The 20714-nt window shown below is 44.1% G+C and carries 10 protein-coding genes; all 10 read right to left on the bottom strand.

From position 1 onward, the window contains the following. Position 1 precedes the first annotated feature (1 nt). Positions 2-1582 (bottom strand): glycoside hydrolase family 43 protein, encoded by a 1581-nt coding sequence (locus GJV22_RS07935; RefSeq protein ID WP_163711350.1) that lies wholly within the window; start codon positions 1580-1582, stop codon positions 2-4. A 3-nt stretch (positions 1583-1585) separates the two neighbouring features. Beyond that, positions 1586-2617, bottom strand: coding sequence for an NAD(P)-dependent alcohol dehydrogenase (locus GJV22_RS07930; protein WP_163711347.1), 1032 nt, complete (start codon positions 2615-2617; stop codon positions 1586-1588). 33 nt (positions 2618-2650) lie between these two features. Then, positions 2651-4198, bottom strand: coding sequence for an MFS transporter (locus tag GJV22_RS07925; protein ID WP_163711345.1), 1548 nt, complete (start codon positions 4196-4198; stop codon positions 2651-2653). Positions 4199-4234: 36 nt separating this feature from the next. Further along, positions 4235-6379 carry an alpha-glucuronidase family glycosyl hydrolase gene (locus tag GJV22_RS07920; RefSeq protein WP_163711341.1) on the bottom strand — a complete coding sequence of 715 codons (2145 nt, stop codon included), beginning with the start codon at positions 6377-6379 and terminating at the stop codon, positions 4235-4237. Between the two features lie 27 nt (positions 6380-6406). Next, entirely contained in the window at positions 6407-9148 is a 2742-nt protein-coding gene (galB, locus tag GJV22_RS07915) for a beta-galactosidase GalB (RefSeq protein ID WP_163711338.1), read from the bottom strand. Positions 9149-9340: 192 nt separating this feature from the next. After that, a complete protein-coding gene (locus GJV22_RS07910; protein ID WP_163711335.1) occupies positions 9341-11314 on the bottom strand; it encodes a RagB/SusD family nutrient uptake outer membrane protein in 1974 nt (657 codons plus the stop codon). Between the two features lie 12 nt (positions 11315-11326). Continuing rightward, a complete protein-coding gene (locus tag GJV22_RS07905; RefSeq protein WP_238480298.1) occupies positions 11327-14653 on the bottom strand; it encodes a TonB-dependent receptor in 3327 nt (1108 codons plus the stop codon). 167 nt (positions 14654-14820) lie between these two features. Further along, positions 14821-15777, bottom strand: coding sequence for a FecR family protein (locus GJV22_RS07900; protein ID WP_163711331.1), 957 nt, complete (start codon positions 15775-15777; stop codon positions 14821-14823). Between the two features lie 100 nt (positions 15778-15877). After that, entirely contained in the window at positions 15878-16444 is a 567-nt protein-coding gene (locus GJV22_RS07895) for an RNA polymerase sigma-70 factor (RefSeq protein WP_163711329.1), read from the bottom strand. Between the two features lie 618 nt (positions 16445-17062). After that, positions 17063-20650 carry a family 78 glycoside hydrolase catalytic domain gene (locus tag GJV22_RS07890; RefSeq protein WP_163714828.1) on the bottom strand — a complete coding sequence of 1196 codons (3588 nt, stop codon included), beginning with the start codon at positions 20648-20650 and terminating at the stop codon, positions 17063-17065. Between the last annotated feature and the right edge of the window lie 64 nt (positions 20651-20714).

Here is a 20714-nt window from a genome sequence, read left to right as displayed (position 1 = left end):
GTTAGGTCAACGCCTTATACTCGAACCAATCGAAATCGGCATAATTACCCGATTGCTGCTTGTTCGAACTGGCATACATTCCAATGTAAGTGCCGGTGAAACCTTCGTTAACCGTTGAACTTAGCAGCGATGCTTTTTGATTGGCCACAAAGAGCGTTTTCTCGCCACCCGGCAACTGGTAATAAAAGCTGTACTCCAAATCCGTTGCACTTATTGTTAATATGACAGTTTTTGAAAATACCCCTTTCGCCTCGCTTATCAAAATATTTTTACCGCTTTCAGTCTTGTATAGCCGTATAACATATTCTTCTCCTTGCCGGCCTGCAACAAAAACGTAGTTGAACCGATGATCACTCAACAAAACCATTCCTGCTTCTTCGTTATCAGCCTTTGGATCGAACGCCATTAAACAACTGGCCTCAAAATTCTTATGCTGCTGTCTGCGTCCCACAAAAGCGGGTGTACAGATTTCGTGAATGACTTCGGGCTGCAAATGAATACGCAAGTGCCCGGGGTGTTCATTCAAGCTAAAAAAACCGGTTGAATACGGATGGACCGTGTTCCAAACAAGGTCGATTTCACCATGAAAATCGTCCCGTACCATCTTCACATGGAAAGGATGTTCCGGCAAATTCGGGCGACGCTCTTTTTCCTGAATCAACCCATAAGGCGTGTCCAGTCGAATCCAGCCATCTTCATCCCAAATGATCGGAGCCAAAAAGGTTTCGCGCCCAAGGTTGTAATTGATTCCTTCGTAAGGTCTCACACCTAGCAAAACCATCCACCATTCGCCGTTTTGTGTTTCCACAATGTCGGCATGGCCAACCACCGAAATGGGGTTCATCAGCGACACATGCCGGTGCGAAACAATCGGGTTACGAGGGCAAATCTCATAATGACCATCAATCTCTTTAGCCCGCGCCATCATCACACTGTGGTTGGTGAACGTACCGCCCTCTGCCACAATCATGTAATAAAAACCACCCTTCTTATAGATATGCGGTGCTTCAATCCATTTGCTGGTAGTACGATTCCCGTTCCAGACGATTTTCTTGTCGCCGATGATTTGGAAAGTCTCCGGATCCAGCTCACACAAATAAATTGCGTGATGGCCCTCGTACTCTTGCTTGTCGTAGGGGATGATACAATTACCGGCATACCAAACGCGGCCGTCGTCATCGAAAAACAGCGACGAGTCAATCCCGTCGGCGCCCGCAACAAAAACCGGATCGCTCCAGGGGCCCTCCGGTTTTTCTGCAGTTATTATGTAGTTATCTCTGCGAGCTTCCCTACCCTCAGACACAAAGGTGTTTATAATATAAAAACGCCCTTTGTGATATCTGATGGTAGGTGCCCACAAACCTAAAGATGTCTCACAATTCTTATAGTCAAGCTGATTGATGCGGTGAATACCATGCCCGATTTGTTGCCAGTTGACCAGGTCCTTGCTGTGGAAAATCGGCAAGCCGGGGTAGTACACAAAGGATGACGTTACCAGGTAGTAATCGTCGCCCACCCGACAGATGGAAGGGTCGGGATAGAAGCCACTCAGAATCGGATTTTCAAAATATTGACGATCCATACATCAAAGTTTTATAACCGCTTTCACGATATCGGCTTTATTCTTCACACAGTTTTGCAGGCCATTTTGAATATCGTCGAAGTCAAAAGAGTCCGACACAATGTCTTTGATTGGCACAATACCGGCAGCAACGCTTTCAATGGCCAGCGGGAAGATATTCCGGTAACGGAAAACCGACTGGATTGACAATTCTTTATCCATGATCAGGTTAACCGGCAGGCTCACTGTTTCTTTTGCGCTGTATCCGACAAACACAACCGTCGAACCTTTCTTGGCCATTTTCAGCAACTGTGTCATGGTAATTTCAGTTCCGGCAGTTTCAATCGAAAGATCCACTCCTTCGCCTTCTGTCAGTTCCATAATCTTTGCGACCGCGTCTTCTTCCATCCCGTTGATCACTCCAGTCGCACCCAATTCAAGCGCCTTTTCCAAGCGTTTCGGCAACACATCTACCACGTACACTTTCGACACGCCCATGGCTTTCATTGCCAACAAGCTCACCAAGCCAATTGCGCCGGCACCGGTAACAACCGCTGTTTGCCCCACCGATGCACCACCTTGAATGGCAGCATGGAAACCAACGGCCAAAGGTTCAATTAACGCACCTTCCATCGTACTTACATTATCCGGCAACTTGAAACATAAACCGGCTTCGTGGGTTACATATTCCTGAAAAGTTCCAGGCACCGGTGGTGTCGCGAAGAAGATGACATCCGGACACAGGTTGTATTTTCCCGACTTGCAGTGCTCACACACGCCACAGGTTTTTCCCGGCTCCAAAGCTACCCGATCGCCGACTTTCAAATGGCTCACGCTTTCGCCCACTTTCTCCACTGTTCCGGCACACTCATGTCCCAACACAAAAGGTGTTTCAACAATGAAATTACTGATGCGGCCATGCTCATAATAATGCAAATCGGAGCCACACACGCCTACATATTCTATTTTCACTAAAACTTCATTCGCTGTTGGAACCGGAATCGCTGTTTCCTGAATCTCTACTTTTTCCAGTTCGGTCATGATTGCTGTTTTCATTCCTTTTAATTTTAAGTTGGTAACGTTTTATTACTATGGTTCTATTTTGGTCAATATTGGATTACTGCCTGCGGAATCGGCTACTACCGGCACAGGCTGTACCTTGTTTTCTTTCTTATTTCGTCTTCGTTCCTCCAGCTCTTTTTCGATCTTAACCTCGGTCTTTTTATCGATCTCGTAGAAAAGCAAGAAGATGACAGATACCGCAAAAGTGATCGTTGGGAAAACACTCATGGACAGTTTGATTCCCAGAACCGTCAGATCAGATTGGACAGCAATCTGCTCTGCATAGCCAAACCAGCCCAATATTCCGGCTACTAAAGCACCGCCAACGCTCAAGCCCACTTTCAATCCGAAAATCATCGCTGAAAAGATGATAGCGGTCGCACGACGGTTGTTTTTCCATTCTGAATAATCAGCAACGTCGGCAATCATAGCCCAGAGCATAGGAATGGTGAGCCCGTAGAACAAACCATGCATGATCTGAATCAGGAAAATCGCACCTACCGCCCCCGGGCCGAAGAAAAAGAATGACAATTGAAAGGATGCTGATATGACGATTCCCCATTTAAACACTTCGCGCTTACCGATACGATCGGCCAAACGCTTGGAGAACATGATTCCGATGATCATGCAAATGGTTGCTAATGCATTGAATAAACTAAAACCGGAAGTCGCAATATCCTCAGGCCACTGAAAACCATGCAAACCAATCTTTACAAAGGCTGAATTCAAGCCGTCGATAAAACCGTTGAAGCCGATATTTTCGAGGAACAAGCCCAGCTTTTCACGGTTAACAAAGTCTTCAAAATAATACACATACATGCCGCCTTTAAGCGACACGGTGATAAACAGAAAGATGATAACACCCAACATCATCAACCACGGGCGGTTTTTACTTAAGTCTGAAAGGTCTTGTTTGACGGTTGCTTCCTGTTCTGCCTCTGGCACAATCCGTTCTTTGGTTGTTAAAAAGGTGATGATGAAAAAAACGATGCCAATGATGGCAAACATCGTCATCACTTTCCCAAAACCAACTGTTTTATCGCCATCGCCAAAAATGATCGCTAAAGGGAGCAACAATACCTGAATGATAAATTGTGAAATCATGGCCGCTGTAAAACGGTATGCCGAGATACTGTTGCGTTGCTGCATGCTACCGGTCATCACTCCGCTAAGCGACGAGTACGGCAGGTTGTTGGCCGAATACATCAACACCAAAAAGACATAAGTGCCAAGCGCATAAATGATTTTGCCGTTTGGACTAAAGTTCGGCGTTGCAAAAGCTAAAATCGCAGACAAGCCAAAGGGAATTGAAGTCCATAAAACCCAGGGACGAAATTTTCCCCAGCGCGTGCTGGTGCGGTCGGCTATAATGCCCATTACCGGGTTGAAAAAGGCACCGAACATACCGCCGCCGAAAATAATGGCAGAGGCCGTCACCGGTGGTATTTTATAAATGTCGGTGTAAAAGAAGGCAATAAATGCCATAAGCGTTTGGAAGATCAGGTTGGCAGCCAGATCTCCCAGGCTGTAGCCGATCTTCTCGACAACCGATATTCTTTCTATTGCGGCTTTCATATTTGATTGGTATTAGATTTGTGATTTGTTGATTTTCTAATTGTGGTGTGTCATGTCGAACTTGATTTGTTTCAACTTCTCTAGCACATGAACCGGGCGTTCCAGCTCCATCGGAATAGGCTTACCCGAAAAGGTTTGAAAATAGAGCAAACAGGCATCGCGCCACCACATAGCTTCGGTTGCCTGGATCGCCAATCTCGCCTGAACGTCCTTAAAACGTTGCACATCAATCTTCCCTTCCATCCGATCCCAGGTTTGCTGAAATACTTTTACCCGATCAACTCCAGAGGAATATTTGTAGCACAGTTCATCCCATAACGTATTGCCGTTGTGCAAGATGTAATCCCAGGACAAATGATGGAACCACAGCAAGTACATTTCGGGACAGGTTGAAATATTATCGTAGATTGACCGAAGCGGCTCCGCATATTGCAATACCGCTTCACTTCCGGTTGTTGAGCGATCGAAACCAATGCCTGCCGAATCCGCTTTGTGATAATAGGTCGGTAACCAATCCGGCCGTGCTCCCGGGATCTCGCACCAAGGCTCCGGTCCGTGATGATGGCTCCAGCCCATCAGGTGGTGCAAACCGATCGGGGTCATGTAATCGACAACTGCCTCGCGCGATTGCAGCATCACCGTTTGCATTTGAGCAACAAAATCCGCGTCTTGGGTGAAGGTTTGCTTGAGCCATTCGTTGGCAATTTCTGCTGAAGACAACTTATTGTTCCAAGCCAAACGTCCGAAAGCATACCAGTTTGATTGGGCAAAATGATGCCCGCACCAATTGGTATCTTCACCAATATTAGCTACCCCGGCAATTGCCGTTATAGAATCGTTAAACACTTCACCATCGGTAATCCGGGCTATTGTTGTGTTTGGCCCTTCCGCGTATGTATCCGTATTCAGGCACTCTTCGAAAAGCGTTGACAAGAATACCAGATGATCAGAGAATCCAAGGTATTCCTGTGTAATTTGAAATTCGGGCATTAGCGTGGTGTATTTCATCGCGCCAAACATCGGGCTGAAAGGCTCGCGAGGTTGAAAATCAATCGGACCGTTTTTCAGCTGGATGATCACATTCTTCCGGAACTGTCCGTCCAGGGGAACGAACTCTTTGTAGGCCTGCTTGGCACGGTCGTCGCCATCCGGGTTGTAAACAAAAGCACGCCACATGACGATACCTCCATGCGGAGCCAGTGCGTCGGCCAACATGTTGGCGCCATCAGCGTGCGTACGACCGTAGTCCTGCGGCCCCGGGAGGCCTTCGGAATTAGCTTTCACCAGGAAGCCTCCGAAATCGGGAATCATCGAGTAGATCTCATCTGCTTTATCGTTCCACCAGGCTTTTACCTGGTCGTTTAACGGATCTGAATTCTCCAAACCTCCCAATTCTTTAGGCGACGAAAAGTTAACCGACAAATAAACTTTGATGCCGTAAGGGCGGAAAATACCAGCAATAACTTTTACTTTTTCCAGGTAGTCTTTCGTCAAAATATCGGGATTGGCATTCACGTTATTCAACACCGCGCCGTTGATACCGATAGATGCATTCGCTCGGGCATACGCCTCGTAGCGCGGACTGATTGTTGAAGGCAACTCGTCCCATTTCCAGATGGAATGACCGGCATAGCCACGTTCTACTGTTCCATCCAGGTTGTCCCAATGATTTAAAACCCGGCGATGGTACGAAGGGATTTCAATCCGATCAATTTCTGCCAAATCGGAAGAGCTTGTTTTAATCAGACGCAGAAATTCGTAAACTCCGTATAATGTTCCAAACTCCGTGTTTGCAGCAATTAATATTGTACCTTCACCTTTCGATCTGCGAATGATGAAGCCATCATTTCCAAGCTTTGTCAATTCGTCTTCATTCAGCTGGCTGGCAATTGCTTTCGATTTTAAAGTTCCAACCAGTACGATATTTTTGGCGGTTTTTTGAGTGAAACTCACTTCACCGATTCCTAAAGCCGGAATACTTTCGGCAAGTTCCTCTTTTATAATTTGGAAAGTGGCTGATTCTTCCTGAATGCAAACAATCGTCGGAATCGCGGTTCTAACTTTGGCCGAATGCTGTTGGTTGGTGAACCACAATTGGGAACCATCAATCGCTTGAGCGAATGAGGCAGAATTGACCAACAACAGTATAAACAGGCTTGATATGATTGATTTTATTTTCATTGGTTTGTGGTTTTTCGTTAATTATCGTCAGAGTTTCAGTTCAATGGTGATTTCGGTTGACTTGAGCCGAGCGGACTCCGCTTTTAACAGAATTGGTCCTTCGGCTCCGGCCTGCGCTTTTACAATCACAAGGCAAAGTCCGCCAAATGCTTTTCGGTCGTGCGACGGGAAAGCGTTCATATCAGTGGGATCGCCGTTGTCGGTCGCCACAATTTCGCCGGGCCCTTCTACCCTGAAATGGATATTGTTCGCAGCATCCGGAACCAGCAGTCCGTTTTCATCAGTCACTTTTACGGTAACAAATGCCAAATCTTTACCATCCGCAGAAATTTTATTTCGATCAGCTTCCAATGCTATCCCTGAAGCCTCACCGGTCGTCCCAATAATTTGCTCAGCCCACTCTTTTCCATCTTTGTAAGCCACTGCTTTCAACTCACCCGGCTCGTAACGCACATCATCCCAGCGCAAGCGGTATTCAAATTCACCTTTGGTTTTCTTACCCAACGAACGGCCGTTCAGGAACAACTCAACTTCGTCGCCCGAGGTAATCACATGTACCGGTGTCACCAGACCTATCCGACCGGGCCAGTTCCAGTGTGGAAGAACATGAACCATTGGCAAATCGGGACGCCAACGTGCCTGGTACAGGTAGTAACGATCTTTCGGAAATCCCGCTAAATCGATAATTCCGGAATAAGAACTTCTGGCAGAATAGTATGGAGTAGGCTCGCCTATGTAATCCCAGCCAGTCCAGACAAACTCGCCGGCAACAAAAGGATGTGCATCCTGAGCAGCAAACACTTTATCTGCGCTTGAACCAAAGTCGACAGCATAGAGCTCATAGGCACTCACATAGCCTTTGGCTTCATTTCCACCTTTACCTTCGCGAACCGGAGCACTCACTTTCTCCGACACCGGAAACAGATAGGTTCCACGGGTACTTAAAGCTGATGCCGACTCGGTACTGATAATGACTTTGCCCGGGAATTGCTCGTGAAAGGCTGGATACTGAGGTGCCGTCCGAATGCGATCGGTACCTTCAAACATCGGATCCTGCCGAATACCTTCGCCCTGGTAATTCAGCCCAATCAAATCGGGCACCTTGGGAAGTTCCATGAATGGTTTCGCATAATTCATCGCCGTAATTGCCGGGCGTGTCGGATCTTCTTCTTTCACTAAATCATACAGCCGCTGCCCAACTGCAGCTCCTTTTTCGGCGGTATATTGCTCGCCGACTTCATTACCAAAACTCCAAATGATAACCGACGGACAGTTGCGGTCGCGGCGAATAAAGGCGCGTGTATCCGGCTCCGACCAATCCGGAAAAATGAGGTGGAAGTCGTGAGGCGTTTTTTTCATTTCCCAGCAGTCGAAAATCTCATCGATGACCAGGAATCCCATACGGTCGGTGAGCTCCAGCAGCTCCGGAGCCGCTGGGTTGTGCGACATTCGGATGGCATTGCAACCCATGTCACGTAATATTTCGAGTTGGCGTTCGGCAGCTCGGGTATTAAAGGCAGCGCCTAAAGCGCCTAAATCGTGGTGCTGGTTAACTCCGTGAATATTGATCAGTTCGCCATTCACCAGAACTCCTTGATTCGGGGCGAATTTCACATCGCGAATGCCAAACCGTGTTTCGTATTGGTCGATTAATTTTTCATTCTCATAAAGCTCTGTAACCGCAACATATAAATTTGGTTGCTGCGTTGGACGTGGACCCCAAAGCTTTGGATTTTTAAAAATTGTGCTCGTTTCAGCTTTTGCCTGCTCTCCTGCAACAACAGATAAGGTTTGTGGCTCAAAGCCTCCAACGACGGCTTCTTTTCGCTTGCCGTTTTCGTCCAACTCATAAATCCGGGTAATCAGTTTTGTTTCAATGTCTTTTTCTGAACTGTTTTCAATTTTTACTTCCAGATCGAGTTTGGCAGACTCGTTGGAAATATCGCTCGTTCTTACAAATGTTCCCCAATGGACAATGTGAACAGGGGTTGTTTTTACCAGCCAAACATTGCGGTAAATGCCGCCGCCGGGATACCAGCGAGCTGAATAATTAGGATTATCAACCCGGATAGCCAGCTGATTTGTGCCTCCGGGGATAAGGTAGGGCGTCAGATCGACGCGCCAGGAATTATAGCCATAAGGCCAGCCTCCAACCAAATTTCCGTTTAACCAGACGATAGCATACGACATGGCTCCGTCGATATCAAGAAAGATGGATTTTCCGGCATCAGCAGCAGGAATAGTCAACTTTTTACGGTACCAGCCCACACCGTTGCTAGGGAGGCGTCCCATACCGCCACCAACTTCGGGATTTTCGCCGACGAAGAATGGCCCTTTGATCGCCCAGTCGTGTGGTAAATTTACCGGCTCCCACGAACTGTCATCAAAATCAGCCTGAACAAACGGGAAATCGCCGCCGGGATTTCCTTCCGGCCGACTGTACTTCGCAGAAGGATTTGCGATAAATTCGTTTGCTGTTGGCATTACCCACGGTTTCAATGCCAGTTGCTTTGCTTCGATATCAACAGCCTCTGTCGGCTTTGAATCGGCATCCTTGCTGTCGTTATTCTCTTTTCCATCCGGGCGCACATCGTAAATCAGCGAGTCACTCTTTTCGGAGCTATCGTATTTGTAAAAAGCCCATCCGCCATTTAAACTGATACGTTCGCGGACAACTTTTTCAGCTGCCGGGTTCGGCTTGCATCCAAAAACGAAAAAGAGCAAACAGAGGAATAGTAAGTTCCTGGTCTTCGTGTAGGTTCGATTCATCGTTGACTAATTTTTTCTGGCTGAAAGCACCACCAGTTTTGGATACGCTTTCCGTGCCGGTCGGAAAATCAAGACTGGCTGACACATTAGCAAACTGAAATTGTGCCTGCCTCTATTTTGGAAAAACGGAACCGGAACTTAGTCCGGTCCCATTTTGAATCTATTCAATTAAACTTATGAAATCCTACCAAATTAATAACCTGGATTTTGATAAGCCTCTTTGTCGGCTTCCGACATCTCTAAACCATCAATCTGGTTCGAAGGAATTGGACGCAAATAATCTTTTTCTGTTATAGTCCTGTTAAAAGTCTCTCTATCGTGCACATGAGCATTCTCTTTTGAGGCATCACTACAGATATCAAATTCTCCGGCAATCTCACCCCACTTTTGGGTACGAACCAAGTCCAACCAACGGTAACCCTCTCCGAAGAATTCACGAGAGCGTTCGGCCAGAATGTAATCAATTGTAATTGCAGAAGGAGTATTGGCAATCATCTGAGCGCTATAATCGACACTTACAATCGAATCACCGCTATTGCTGTATGTCCATACACCGGCACGGGCACGCAGAACGTTTACAAAATCAATAGCAGAATAGGTACCTGATGCACCCTTTACCGCAGCTTCAGCAGCAACCAGATACAATTCAGACAATTTAGCAATCGGGAATGGACGTGTGATACCGCTATTCGGTGAACCCAATCCACCATCCTGCTCATGCGTCGAAACATAAGGTCCCAGCTTCCATAGCGTTGGCCAGGCAAACCGACTGATTGCCGAGGGACCGACAATCCAATCTGCTCTTCCGGGAAGCGTACCGGCTCCCATTCCACTTTTATCTTCTGAAGAAGAAGCTGGATAGCTGATCTCTGAAGAATCCTCATTTACGAAAGTTAAAACCGGATCACCCATCTCCACAGCTAAGTTGTTTGCGTTATACAAAACGTCATAGTCAGATCCTTCATAAGAAGAATTTTTTTGCCAGTTTCCTCTGAAAACAGTATTAAATGTTCCGTCGTAACGAGAGTCATAAGTTTTATCTCCAAAAGTATCTTCAAATACACCAATTGGTGTTGACATACGACTCCAAGGACGTCCGTAAGGCTGAGCTTCCTCACGTTGTGTCGAAATTAAAGCCGAACCGCTGGCAGTGTAACTTGTTAAGTTTCCTGAATAGTTCCAGTTAGGAAACCATGCAGCAAAGTTACCCGGAGCTGACCCACTGTTATAAGAGTGACTTGAGCCGTCATAGTATTCACTATCTTCAGTATGATCGGCATATAGCAGCATCTCACTGTGCCGATCGTTTGAACCTACATGTATCTGATAAAATGATGTTTGCAAAGAGAAGGGGCCAGGATTGTCAATTGCAGTTACTGCTACATTATAAGCCTCCTGAAAATACCAGGATGCACTTTGACCGTCAGGGTCAGTTCTGCTATCAACGAACGGATAAGTGGCAATGTCGTTCGGATTTTCCAGCCACCAGCCATAAGTCAAATAAGCTTTTGCCAAAAATAAACGTGCTAAAGTCGTCGTTGCTGTACCTGTTGCCCGACCTTCTTCCGGGAGGTTCGCAATAGCGTCCAACAAATCCGGAAAAATCGCTGTTGTGTAAACTTCAGCCACGGTATTGCGCACTGAGGTACGTGATGGACTTGTATTAAAAGCCAACTCACCTGATCCTAAATCTAAAGGTACCCCCCCAAAGGTCTGAACCAACAGAAAATAGTTGAATGCACGGAAAAATTTAGCTTCAGCGATATATGCATCTGAGACTCCCGCATCTGTTCCATATTGAATAATACCGTTTGCGGTATTGATGCTTTTAAAAGCATATTCCCAGGTGATATTGGAATTACTATTTGCCGAGGTCAAGACTCCAGCCCCTGAATAGTCCATTGCTTTGAACTGTTCATCAGCACTGAAACCGTACGTATACTCATCAGTACCCGTTTCATATGCATTCAGAAAATACCCGTTTCCAAACATGTAACGCAAATTCGCATATAAATATGTCAGTCCTCCTTCTGCTCCTTCCTGGGTTTTAAAATATTCGGGAGTGAATGTCGCACGCGGGGTTTCGTCCAAAATATCGGAGCACCCTACAAAGAACAATGCCAGTAAGGCTGTTCCTATTATATTTTTAAATTGAAAATATTTCATAGTTATCAGGTTCTAGAAAGTCAGATTAATACCAAATAAGAAATTACGCGTAGATGGAGAGTTTGTACCAATAACCAAAAGACGCTTTGCGTAAGAAGTCGACACAGCCTGGTTTTCATTACCATAAGAGTTAGTTTCCGGATCTCCACCCGATTCTTTATGATATGGAGAAAACAAAACAAATGGATTCTGTACAGTAAAGTAAAGTCTCAGTTTACTGATGCCGGCGTCTTTAAGCCACCCTTCGCGATCAAAATTATATCCCAATGTAATGGTTCTCACTTTCAGATAAGAAGCGTCGAAATAACCTAAAGTGCTTCCATATTTTGGATTGTCGCCAGCTAACGTACCACCTGGCTTTGGATACTTTGCATCAGTATTCGATTCTGTCCAGTAATCAACATCAACGTTATTTCTACGTCCGGTTAACATGTTCAAATAACCATTTGAAGAATAGAGTGTACTGATCAGCTTACCTCCAGCCTTGAAATCTCCAACAACTGAGAGATCAACATTTTTGTACGCAACGCGGGTATTGAAACCTCCCTGGAATGTCGGCTCCAGATCAATTATCTGACGATCATCCGTATTGATTTGCCTTGTAGGAGTGCCATCTTCATTATAATCTCCGGTATATTCAACCTTGATATCCCCCGGCTGGCCATTCGGTTCTAAAATGGACATGTTTGCGTCTCCTTCGTTCCAGATACCAATCTTCTTGTAGTCATAAACTACATCAATCGGGTGTCCTACGAACCACCAGTTTGACTCGTCACGCTCCACACCTGAAGCCAAACCTGTCAGTTTATTTCGGTTTGCGTAGAGGTTGATGCCAGCATCCCATGTCCAGCCATTATGGTCTTCCATGATTACTCCGTTAAGAGACAATTCAAAACCTTTGTTCTGAGAACGACCAATGTTTGCCGTGTAACTTTCAACCCCTGAAGTACTCGGAAGGCTCACATCAAACAAAATATCCTTTGTTTTCTGAATGTAATATTCCAAAGTACCGGTTATACGACTATTGGCTAATCCGAAATCCAACCCGATGTTATAAGTTGCTGAATATTCCCATCCAAGATTATTATTAGCTAACTCAGAAACATAATAACCTGTTACATATTGATTACCGTAATTGTAAGGCGATGAGCTCAACAACCCAAGCGTTGAATAAGGATCTACTGACTGGTTCGATGTTTGTCCATAACCAACACGAAGTTTTAATCTATCAACTGCTTTCAGATTACCCATGAAGTTTTCTTCACTAATATTCCAACCGGCCGAAACTGCAGGATAAGTATGATTATTATTGCTTGGAGATAGCCTGGATGACCAGTCTGACCGGACAGCAACACTTACCATGTATCTACCATCATAAGAATACATTCCACGGGCCATCAACGACTTCAATCCTGCCTCGTAATACCCTTGTTTGTCGGGATCAATCGTAATCTCATTCGTAGCTTGTCCTAAATTATAGAACTGAAACTGATCTGCTGGAATTCCTGTAGCTGAAACAACAGAACTATGATAATGAGTTTGTTCTGCTGAATAAAGACCGACGAAGTTGAAGTTGTGCTTATCATTATACACGCGGTCATAAGTAATCAGGTTTTCAATAGCCCAGTTAGTTGTAAGCGAGTTCCCGATAGTTGCCACAGAAACTGCTGACTCACTTGAATTAAAAACACCTTCACCAGTATAATCCCCATCATTCGTCGTACGGAAGTTCAAACCTATATTCAAACGATATTTTAATCCCTCAACTCCAGGTATTTTAACTTCACCATAAATAGTATTATACGATCCAAATGCTAACGACTTATTTACCCAAGCGTCGCCCAGTGACTTGATACCATCCCTGGTATACGAATACATATCATCAATACCGGCAACATTTACACGGGTCTTTAAAGAACCATCTTCATTATAAGGATTAGTGATAGAAGTAGTAGCCAAAGTATTGTAAAGACTAAAATCGCTACCGTTAGTAATGGAGTAGTTACTATTTGTCGAAAAGCCTACTTTAACATGGTCGCCAATTCTTTGGTCTAACGATGAGCGAATTGCAAAACGAGTATAATTTTGTTCCGGAACCAAAGCCTCATCTTTATAATAGCCAATACCAAAATTATAATTCCCAGTTTCTGTACCTCCAGATACACTAACATCGTGAGAAGTTACCATACTATTTTGGAACAACAAATCCTGCCAATCAGTACTCACATCATCACTTTCATCCGTACCATTTGCATAAAGACCAGCATACTCGCGAAGCTTAATAAAGTCAGACGACCCCATCATTGGATATTTAGAAAAAAGAGTTTTTAACCCGACATAGCTATCGTAGCTTACAGTTGCTTTCTGTCCCATTTTACCTTTGTTCGTTGTGATAATAATCACACCGTTAGCACCACGAGAACCATAAATTGCAGTGGCGGAGGCATCTTTTAAGATTTCGAGACTTTTGATGTCGCTTGGACTAATATCATTGATCGAACCGGCAAATGGAATCCCGTCCAATACGATTAACGGATCGTTACTTGCATTCAGAGAACGGGTCCCACGAATACGAATCTGCATAGAAGATCCTGGTTTTGAAGATGTTTGTGTCATTTGAACACCGGAAACACGCCCCTGCAAAGCCTGAGAAACGTTAGCTGCAGGTATCTCTTTCATTTGCTCTGCATTGACAGATGCAACAGAACCGGTAACTTCTTCTTTTCGTTGTACGCCATAACCAATAGCAACAACTTCCTCCAAACCAATGGTTTGCTCAATCATCACCACATCTACCTGAGTTCTTCCTTCCAGAAGAATCTCCATATTTTCCATCCCAACAAAAGAGAAAATCATCGTTGCTCCCGCTGGAACGTCCTTCAACGTATACTTACCGCCGAAATCGGTAACCGTACCGTTTGTTGTACCTTTCTCGACAATAGTAACTCCAGGAAGCGGTTGGCCAGTAACATCTGTCACCGTTCCGCTAACCGAAACTTGTTGTTGTTGTTGCTGTTGTTGATCGAACGACCACACAACATCGCTCTTGGAAATGATCACCGATTTATCGACAATCTTATAGGAAACATCCATATCCCCAAGAATTTGTTCGAGCACATTGTCAATGCTCGCATTGTTCAGGTCAACATCAACACGACGGCTGACATCAAAATCATCGTTACTGTAGAAAAACTGGTAATCACTTTGACTTTTGAGCTCATCCAACACTTCTTTTATCGAGGTATTTTTCAACTGAAGGTTGAATTTGCTTTGCTGGGAGAAGGAACTTGCCGTGGCACCCAACATACTCAAAAAGAATAGAAAGATTGTTAGTTTCATACACAAGAAAAGTTTAGGTACGAAATACCCCTGCCAATCAGGCGGATAGATCAGATTTTTTTTCATAAGTTTGTCCTTGAGTTTTATTACTTAATTAAGCCTGTTCTGGTAAAACAGGTTTGAGATTTTAGGTCGGATGATGCTGGTAACATCTCCGGCCTGTTTTTTTATTTGTCCATTATTTCAATTTGCTCTTTATTGGTTTTAAATTTCACTTTATTAATCTCCTGAATGATTATGAGCGTGTAGTCCAATGAGCGATCTTTGTTAATCACTCCTGAAAAACGGTAGTTTTTAATCTTCTCATTTTCAAATGCAAAACTCACTTCATACCAACGTTCAAGCTGTTTGGTTAGGCTCAACAGCGTTTCGTCGTTGAAGTAAATCTTTCCACCTTTCCACGAGGTGAACTCGTCCGTATTAACTTCTTTGGTTTCCACATCGCCCGACTTCCGGGTAAAACGCAATTGCTCCCCGGGCTTCATCATCACATCCTCATTGTCCGATAAGAACTCAACTTTACCTTCAACCAGTACGGTTTCAATCACAGGCTCGTTCTCGTAAGCTTTCACGTTAAACTGGGTACCGTGTACCTTGATAGCCGAATTACCGGCATGTACAATGAATGGGATTTTTTTGTCTTTGGTGACCGAGAAGAAAGCTTCACCTTCCAAAAACACTTCGCGATTTTCGCCGCCGAAAGATTGTTTATACTTTAGGTTTGATCCGGCATTTAACCACACATTCGTGCCATCGAAAAGTGTCACATTTGAGATTTGTCCGTTGGGAGCAGATATGCAGGCAAAAGTGTCGGGCATGGCAGGAGGCGTTTGGATTAGAAACAGTCCGCCGGTGAGTAAAACAGCTACAACAAACACGGCTGCATACTTCGCAAAACTAAGCCATAGTTTCCGACTTTTTGTGATACTGCCCTGAACCTCTCTCCATGCTTTATCGGCAGATTTTTGATTTCCGAGTCTCGCAACCTTGTCGCGAGCGTCAAAAATCTGTTGCGCGATCTGCAAATCTTCATCACCAGCATCTAACTGCACCAAAGAACCTGTTTCTTCATCATGCATTTTTGCAGCTAATTCTTCCCACTTATTTTTTGCTTGTTCTGTCATTTCACTCTTTAGACACGAAAAAACGCCGATAGGGTGAAGAATAAATAAACTTTTTTTAACAAAAATTCATTCCCACCTGTTAATCTGCCACTTACAGGGATTACTTTTTCGTACGAAAGAATGAAAAACTGAAAAGATTCAGGAAATAGTCGGAAAGTTTGAAACGAATCATCTTGTAAGCAATGCCCATTTGGGTCTTAATGGTATTTCTCGACAAATTCAGCGTTGACGCAATTTCGTTGTAGGTCAGACGTTCGTGGTAAGCTAATTGAAATACTTTTTTACATTGACTCGGTAATTCATCAATAGCTTTCGCAATATGCAATGCCAATTCTTCTTGCGAGAAGTTATCATTCGGATCATCTATCAAGTCCGACGACAAACTGGATTCTGTAATTTCATCCATCTGCGTCTCATCCCTCAGGTAATTCAGACTCCGATTCTTTACCATATTTAACAGGTAATTTTTCAAACTCGTCTGAATACGCAACTCATGCCTTTTTTGCCAGAGCGTAACAAATGCCTCCTGCACAATATCGTCCGCAATCTGCTCACTTTTCACATAGCGCAAAGCAACCAGACAGCAAAGCTGATAGTTCTTTTTAAAGAACTCTTCAAACAAAGATGCATCCGACAAAGTGAGTTTATTTTGAAACAGGACTCCCATAGATTCATTTCACAGTGGAACAATATTATCAATTTTTGACCAGAAATGAAATTGGTATTTAGAACGATACATTTGTAATCCCTGAAAAATTGAAACGATATCCGAATTCGAAGGACTTAATGACAAGCAACAAGCCTGATTCCGTGGAAAAATATCATAAAACAAACGGATAAAATTAGAGAGAGAGGTAGCCAAGTTTATGGAAAAGCGCCAACTCGAAAAAATAGTTCCAACCTTGATGGAGCTGAAATCCACTTAAGCCATACCAAGAATGATTCAGTAAATTTTTCGGTACTTGAAAAGAGAATAGATCAGCAACTTCACCCACTTTTTTAAATCCCAGTATGAAGAAAACGACCCAAAACAGACATTCAACAAATAGCAGATACTGCACCAACTACTAATCTGTTAACAATGTAGTTACATCAACAAAACTACCTTCGATGATATTAACCTAAACTGTTATTCACATTTCAAGAAATGGTTTTTGGGCTCCACATATAAAGCCCAAAACGATGCAAAAAGCCTGTGTTTTTTTTCATGGTCAGGTTTAACAGGAACTCAACAGTGCGATTAGCGAACCGCATTATTGAGCTGCTGTTAGTAATTCGGTACAAACTAAAAAGCCGAAACGAAGCGATAACTTCCGGATTTTAGCTGATAAACGGCTTTCCCGTTTTCAAAATTAGCAAGTTCACAACCATCCGAATCAAGCACATCGGTTTCTGATTTTGCAGGCAAATATAAAGTTGCAGAAGTATTCGCAGGCACAACGGCATCGTACAACAATTGACCATTTTTAACCTCCCACTTGCTGTATATTTCCCCGTACATGGAATCGTAGTGCCCTTCAGCCCATGTCATCATTCCGGATGGATCAGGCGTTGGTTGAAGAATAAACTTTTGGAAACCCGGTTCGTCGCGCTGTATTCCTAACGAATAGGCAATCATCCATTGTCCAACGGCACCAAACGAATAATGATTGAATGAATTCATGCTGTTATTACCCCCAAATCCATTTTCGACCGTATAGCCGTTCAGGCGTTCCCAAATCGTTGTTGCCCCCTGCTCAATCGAGTAGAGCCACGAAGGGTAACTATCGTTCTGTAACAGTCTGTAGGCTGCTTCGTTGTATCCATAGTCTGACAATCCTTTGCTTACCCACGCTGTTCCAATAAAACCAGTCATTAACGAATATTCAGGTCGAAGAACGCCATTGTCATCTGTATTTTTACGTCCGATCGCTTCTGCTAAGTTTTTAGCCATTTGAAGTTCAACAGCATCGTCGAAAACGCCAAGTGCCAAACCTACCGCATACGATGTTTGTGTGTCTGCCAGTTTGAACGCTGCTTTTTGTCCGGGGGGGGCACCAAAACCACCACCGCCAACCAATCCCATTGTTTTTCCGTCGGCATTTATAAATGTTTTGTTGAAGAATGCTTTACGCTGCTGATACATTTTCTCGAACCGTGCAGCGTCTTCTTTTTTGCCTAAGATTTCAGCAACATTTTTAATGATCTCCAGGTCGTAAACATGATAAGCAGTGGTTAAATAGGGTGTACCAAGCCGATTGTTTTGAGGCCCAAGCCAGTCGCCCAACTGTCCATCGTTGGTAATCCCGGTTTCCGGATTAATTGTAGTTTCCAGGTAATCTATATAGGCGACCATGGCGTCGTAATGTTCCTTAAGCAAAGCCACGTCGTTATATTGTTGATAAACTTCCCATGGAACTGTGAGACCGGCACTTCCCCAAAGTACGCCGCCAAAGCCGCCTCCAATAGGAGCAATATCCGAAAACTTGCCACTTTCTTTCTGCACATCGCGCATGGCAAACATGTGCCGTCTCAGAAACTGATCGGAATTAGACAAATAGGTAGCCGTTCTCGAAAAAACAGAGATGTCACCCGACCAGCCCATCCGTTCGTTTCGTTGCGGACAGTCAGTTGGCAGGGTCAGGAAGTTATCTACGTTTGACCAGGTTAGGTTTGACCAAAGCTGATTAACCTTTGGATTTGATGTTTTATAATCAGCGGAAAGCTCTGTCACCGAGCTGATGGCAACACCCTGAACGGCTTCCAACGGAAGGGGCTTATCAATGCCGGTTATCTCGATATACTGACATCCGTGTGATGTAAATTTTGGTTGAAAGACCTGGTGACCATCTTTCATGATGTAAATATCCTGACTTATTGCTGCACGGTAATTTTCTGTCATGATCATTCCAACATTGTTACCCGATTCTTCAAGATCGGGGTAAAGAATTTCGGCAACGCGCATGATCATGGAATCGCCGGCGATTCCGTCTTCCAGTGTAATCTTTGGAACACCCACAAAGTTTTGTCCCATATCGTAGACGTAAACCCCCGGACGAACTTCGTCCATACTTTGAGCCGCAAGTACATTAAATACACCTGCATTATTTCCTATTTGACCTACCAACTTAACATCGTCGTAGTTAAATTGTGTGACAGCCCCCGTAAATTCGCGTACTTCTCCCGAGAAAGTGGTTCCTTCCAAAGGTACCATTGAAGCTCTGTCCCATGCCGAATCATCAAATCCAGGACTTGTCCAACCTTCGATGTCAGCGTCTTTGGTCGCATCGTAAACCTCTCCTAAATCGAGGCTGCTGTATATTATTGGTCCGTCGTTAAAATATTTCCAATCACGATCGTTGCTTGTTATGGTTTGTTTCTCTCCATCGGTGTAGATAATTTCAAGCATGGCTAATAATGACTGGCGGTCACCAAAATGGTTCCAGGTAGCACCGAAGCTAAGCAAGCCGCTCCACCAACCTTCAGACATCATTGCTCCCATTGCGTTTTTGCCTTCCTTTAATAAACCAGTGACATCATATGTTTGGTAAAAATGTGTTTTATTGTACTGAGTTTGCCCCGGATTGTAATGATCGTTACCTACTTTTTCGCCATTGATGAAAACTTCGTAAATCCCACGGGCCGTGACATATAAACGGGCAGAGGCTATTTTATTTTTAGTTATAAATTCGGTTCGTAACATGGGGGTAGAATTGTGGCTCGGATCAGCAACAACAAATTTCCCACCTTTTCCTCCATCAACAAGATAAGCTCCGTCATCAATTGTTACTTGTCCGCTAAATATTCCATTGTAATCGGCTGTTAGATTTTCTTTGAAAAGCGGATTGTTTGGCATCCGATTGTTTAGAATCTCAACATTTGAAAATTTGGCTTGTTGCCCGGCATCCATTGCAAAGCCCATTTCGCAAACCATGCCAAAAGGAATATAGTCGTGATCCGGACCAACAGGGTTGAGAATTACAGTAGCTCCACTGTCGCGCCGCATAAATGCAGGCAATTCGTTCTGCGGTTCGTCTGCCTTACTTTTTACAAAGAATTCATCGTTGCCATCAATACTTATTGAAATTTTGCCATATGCACTTTTAAATTCGATGTTATGAGAGGCATATTTATTTTTCGAATTGATGACCGTAGATTTTATTATAAATGTTTTAAAGGGTACATCTGCCTGATCGTTGGGAGCATAACCCGCTCGGTAAACATTAAATTTAGCCAATCCATTTGCCGATTCTTCAAGTTCTGAAATATCAAGTTCAAGCTTGATATAACTTTCGTTGTGTTTGTTTTCAAGCTGGTAAATGTTTTTGTATTTATCCATGAGGCGCAGATCGTTGGCACCGTAAACAAAACCGGCTTTGGTGCTACCATTGTTTATAGTCACATCATATTTTGCGTTAAATATAAGTTCGTAATCAGAGAAGAAAACCAGGTCGTCATCGCTTCCCCCGATCCACTGGGCGCCATCCCAGGCTTCTATTTCCGGATTCATTAACCCTGTTTCAAACCACGAACTTGCCCGATGGGCCTTTCCGTTCTGATCCCACACTGTAACGGTCCAGCGGTATCGGGTCGACGCCTCAAGCGGTGAACCATCATATTGAATTGCCAACGCTTTCTGGTCTTCTATCTTACCTGAATCCCAAACAAGCTCATCAGATGAATCTTCGACTTCAATTTGATAGGCTGTCTGAAAGTATCTACGTTCATTTTCTGGGGCAAGCATCTGCCAGGCAAAAAGGGGTTTTTCCACGTCTATACCCAATGGTACCGTCGTATACTCAACCGTTAAATTCCTGATTAAACTTTCACTCCTGTTGCAGCTAGATATTGCTATGCTAACCAATAAAAACACGGCCCATAAAATCAATGGCATCCTGTGAATTGGGGTGGTAACTTTTTGATTCATAATTTTTTCCAATATATATTTTTCAATTTTC

Source organism: Mangrovibacterium lignilyticum, assembly GCF_010882175.1.
Taxonomy (GTDB): domain Bacteria; phylum Bacteroidota; class Bacteroidia; order Bacteroidales; family Prolixibacteraceae; genus Mangrovibacterium; species Mangrovibacterium lignilyticum.
The sequence above is the reverse complement of the archived record's forward strand: the minus strand, read 5'-3'. Positions and strand labels throughout refer to the sequence as shown.

What these genes read in the sequence shown, in the direction of transcription:
- GJV22_RS07935 (WP_163711350.1), bottom strand. Translation starts at nt 1,582, where the DNA reads ATGGATCGTCAATATTTTGAAAATCCGATTCTGAGTGGCTTCTATCCC.
- GJV22_RS07930 (WP_163711347.1), bottom strand. Translation starts at nt 2,617, where the DNA reads ATGAAAACAGCAATCATGACCGAACTGGAAAAAGTAGAGATTCAGGAA.
- GJV22_RS07925 (WP_163711345.1), bottom strand. Translation starts at nt 4,198, where the DNA reads ATGAAAGCCGCAATAGAAAGAATATCGGTTGTCGAGAAGATCGGCTAC.
- GJV22_RS07920 (WP_163711341.1), bottom strand. Translation starts at nt 6,379, where the DNA reads ATGAAAATAAAATCAATCATATCAAGCCTGTTTATACTGTTGTTGGTC.
- galB (WP_163711338.1), bottom strand. Translation starts at nt 9,148, where the DNA reads ATGAATCGAACCTACACGAAGACCAGGAACTTACTATTCCTCTGTTTG.
- GJV22_RS07910 (WP_163711335.1), bottom strand. Translation starts at nt 11,314, where the DNA reads ATGAAATATTTTCAATTTAAAAATATAATAGGAACAGCCTTACTGGCA.
- GJV22_RS07905 (WP_238480298.1), bottom strand. Translation starts at nt 14,653, where the DNA reads ATGAAACTAACAATCTTTCTATTCTTTTTGAGTATGTTGGGTGCCACG.
- GJV22_RS07900 (WP_163711331.1), bottom strand. Translation starts at nt 15,777, where the DNA reads ATGACAGAACAAGCAAAAAATAAGTGGGAAGAATTAGCTGCAAAAATG.
- GJV22_RS07895 (WP_163711329.1), bottom strand. Translation starts at nt 16,444, where the DNA reads ATGGGAGTCCTGTTTCAAAATAAACTCACTTTGTCGGATGCATCTTTG.
- GJV22_RS07890 (WP_163714828.1), bottom strand. Translation starts at nt 20,650, where the DNA reads ATGCCATTGATTTTATGGGCCGTGTTTTTATTGGTTAGCATAGCAATA.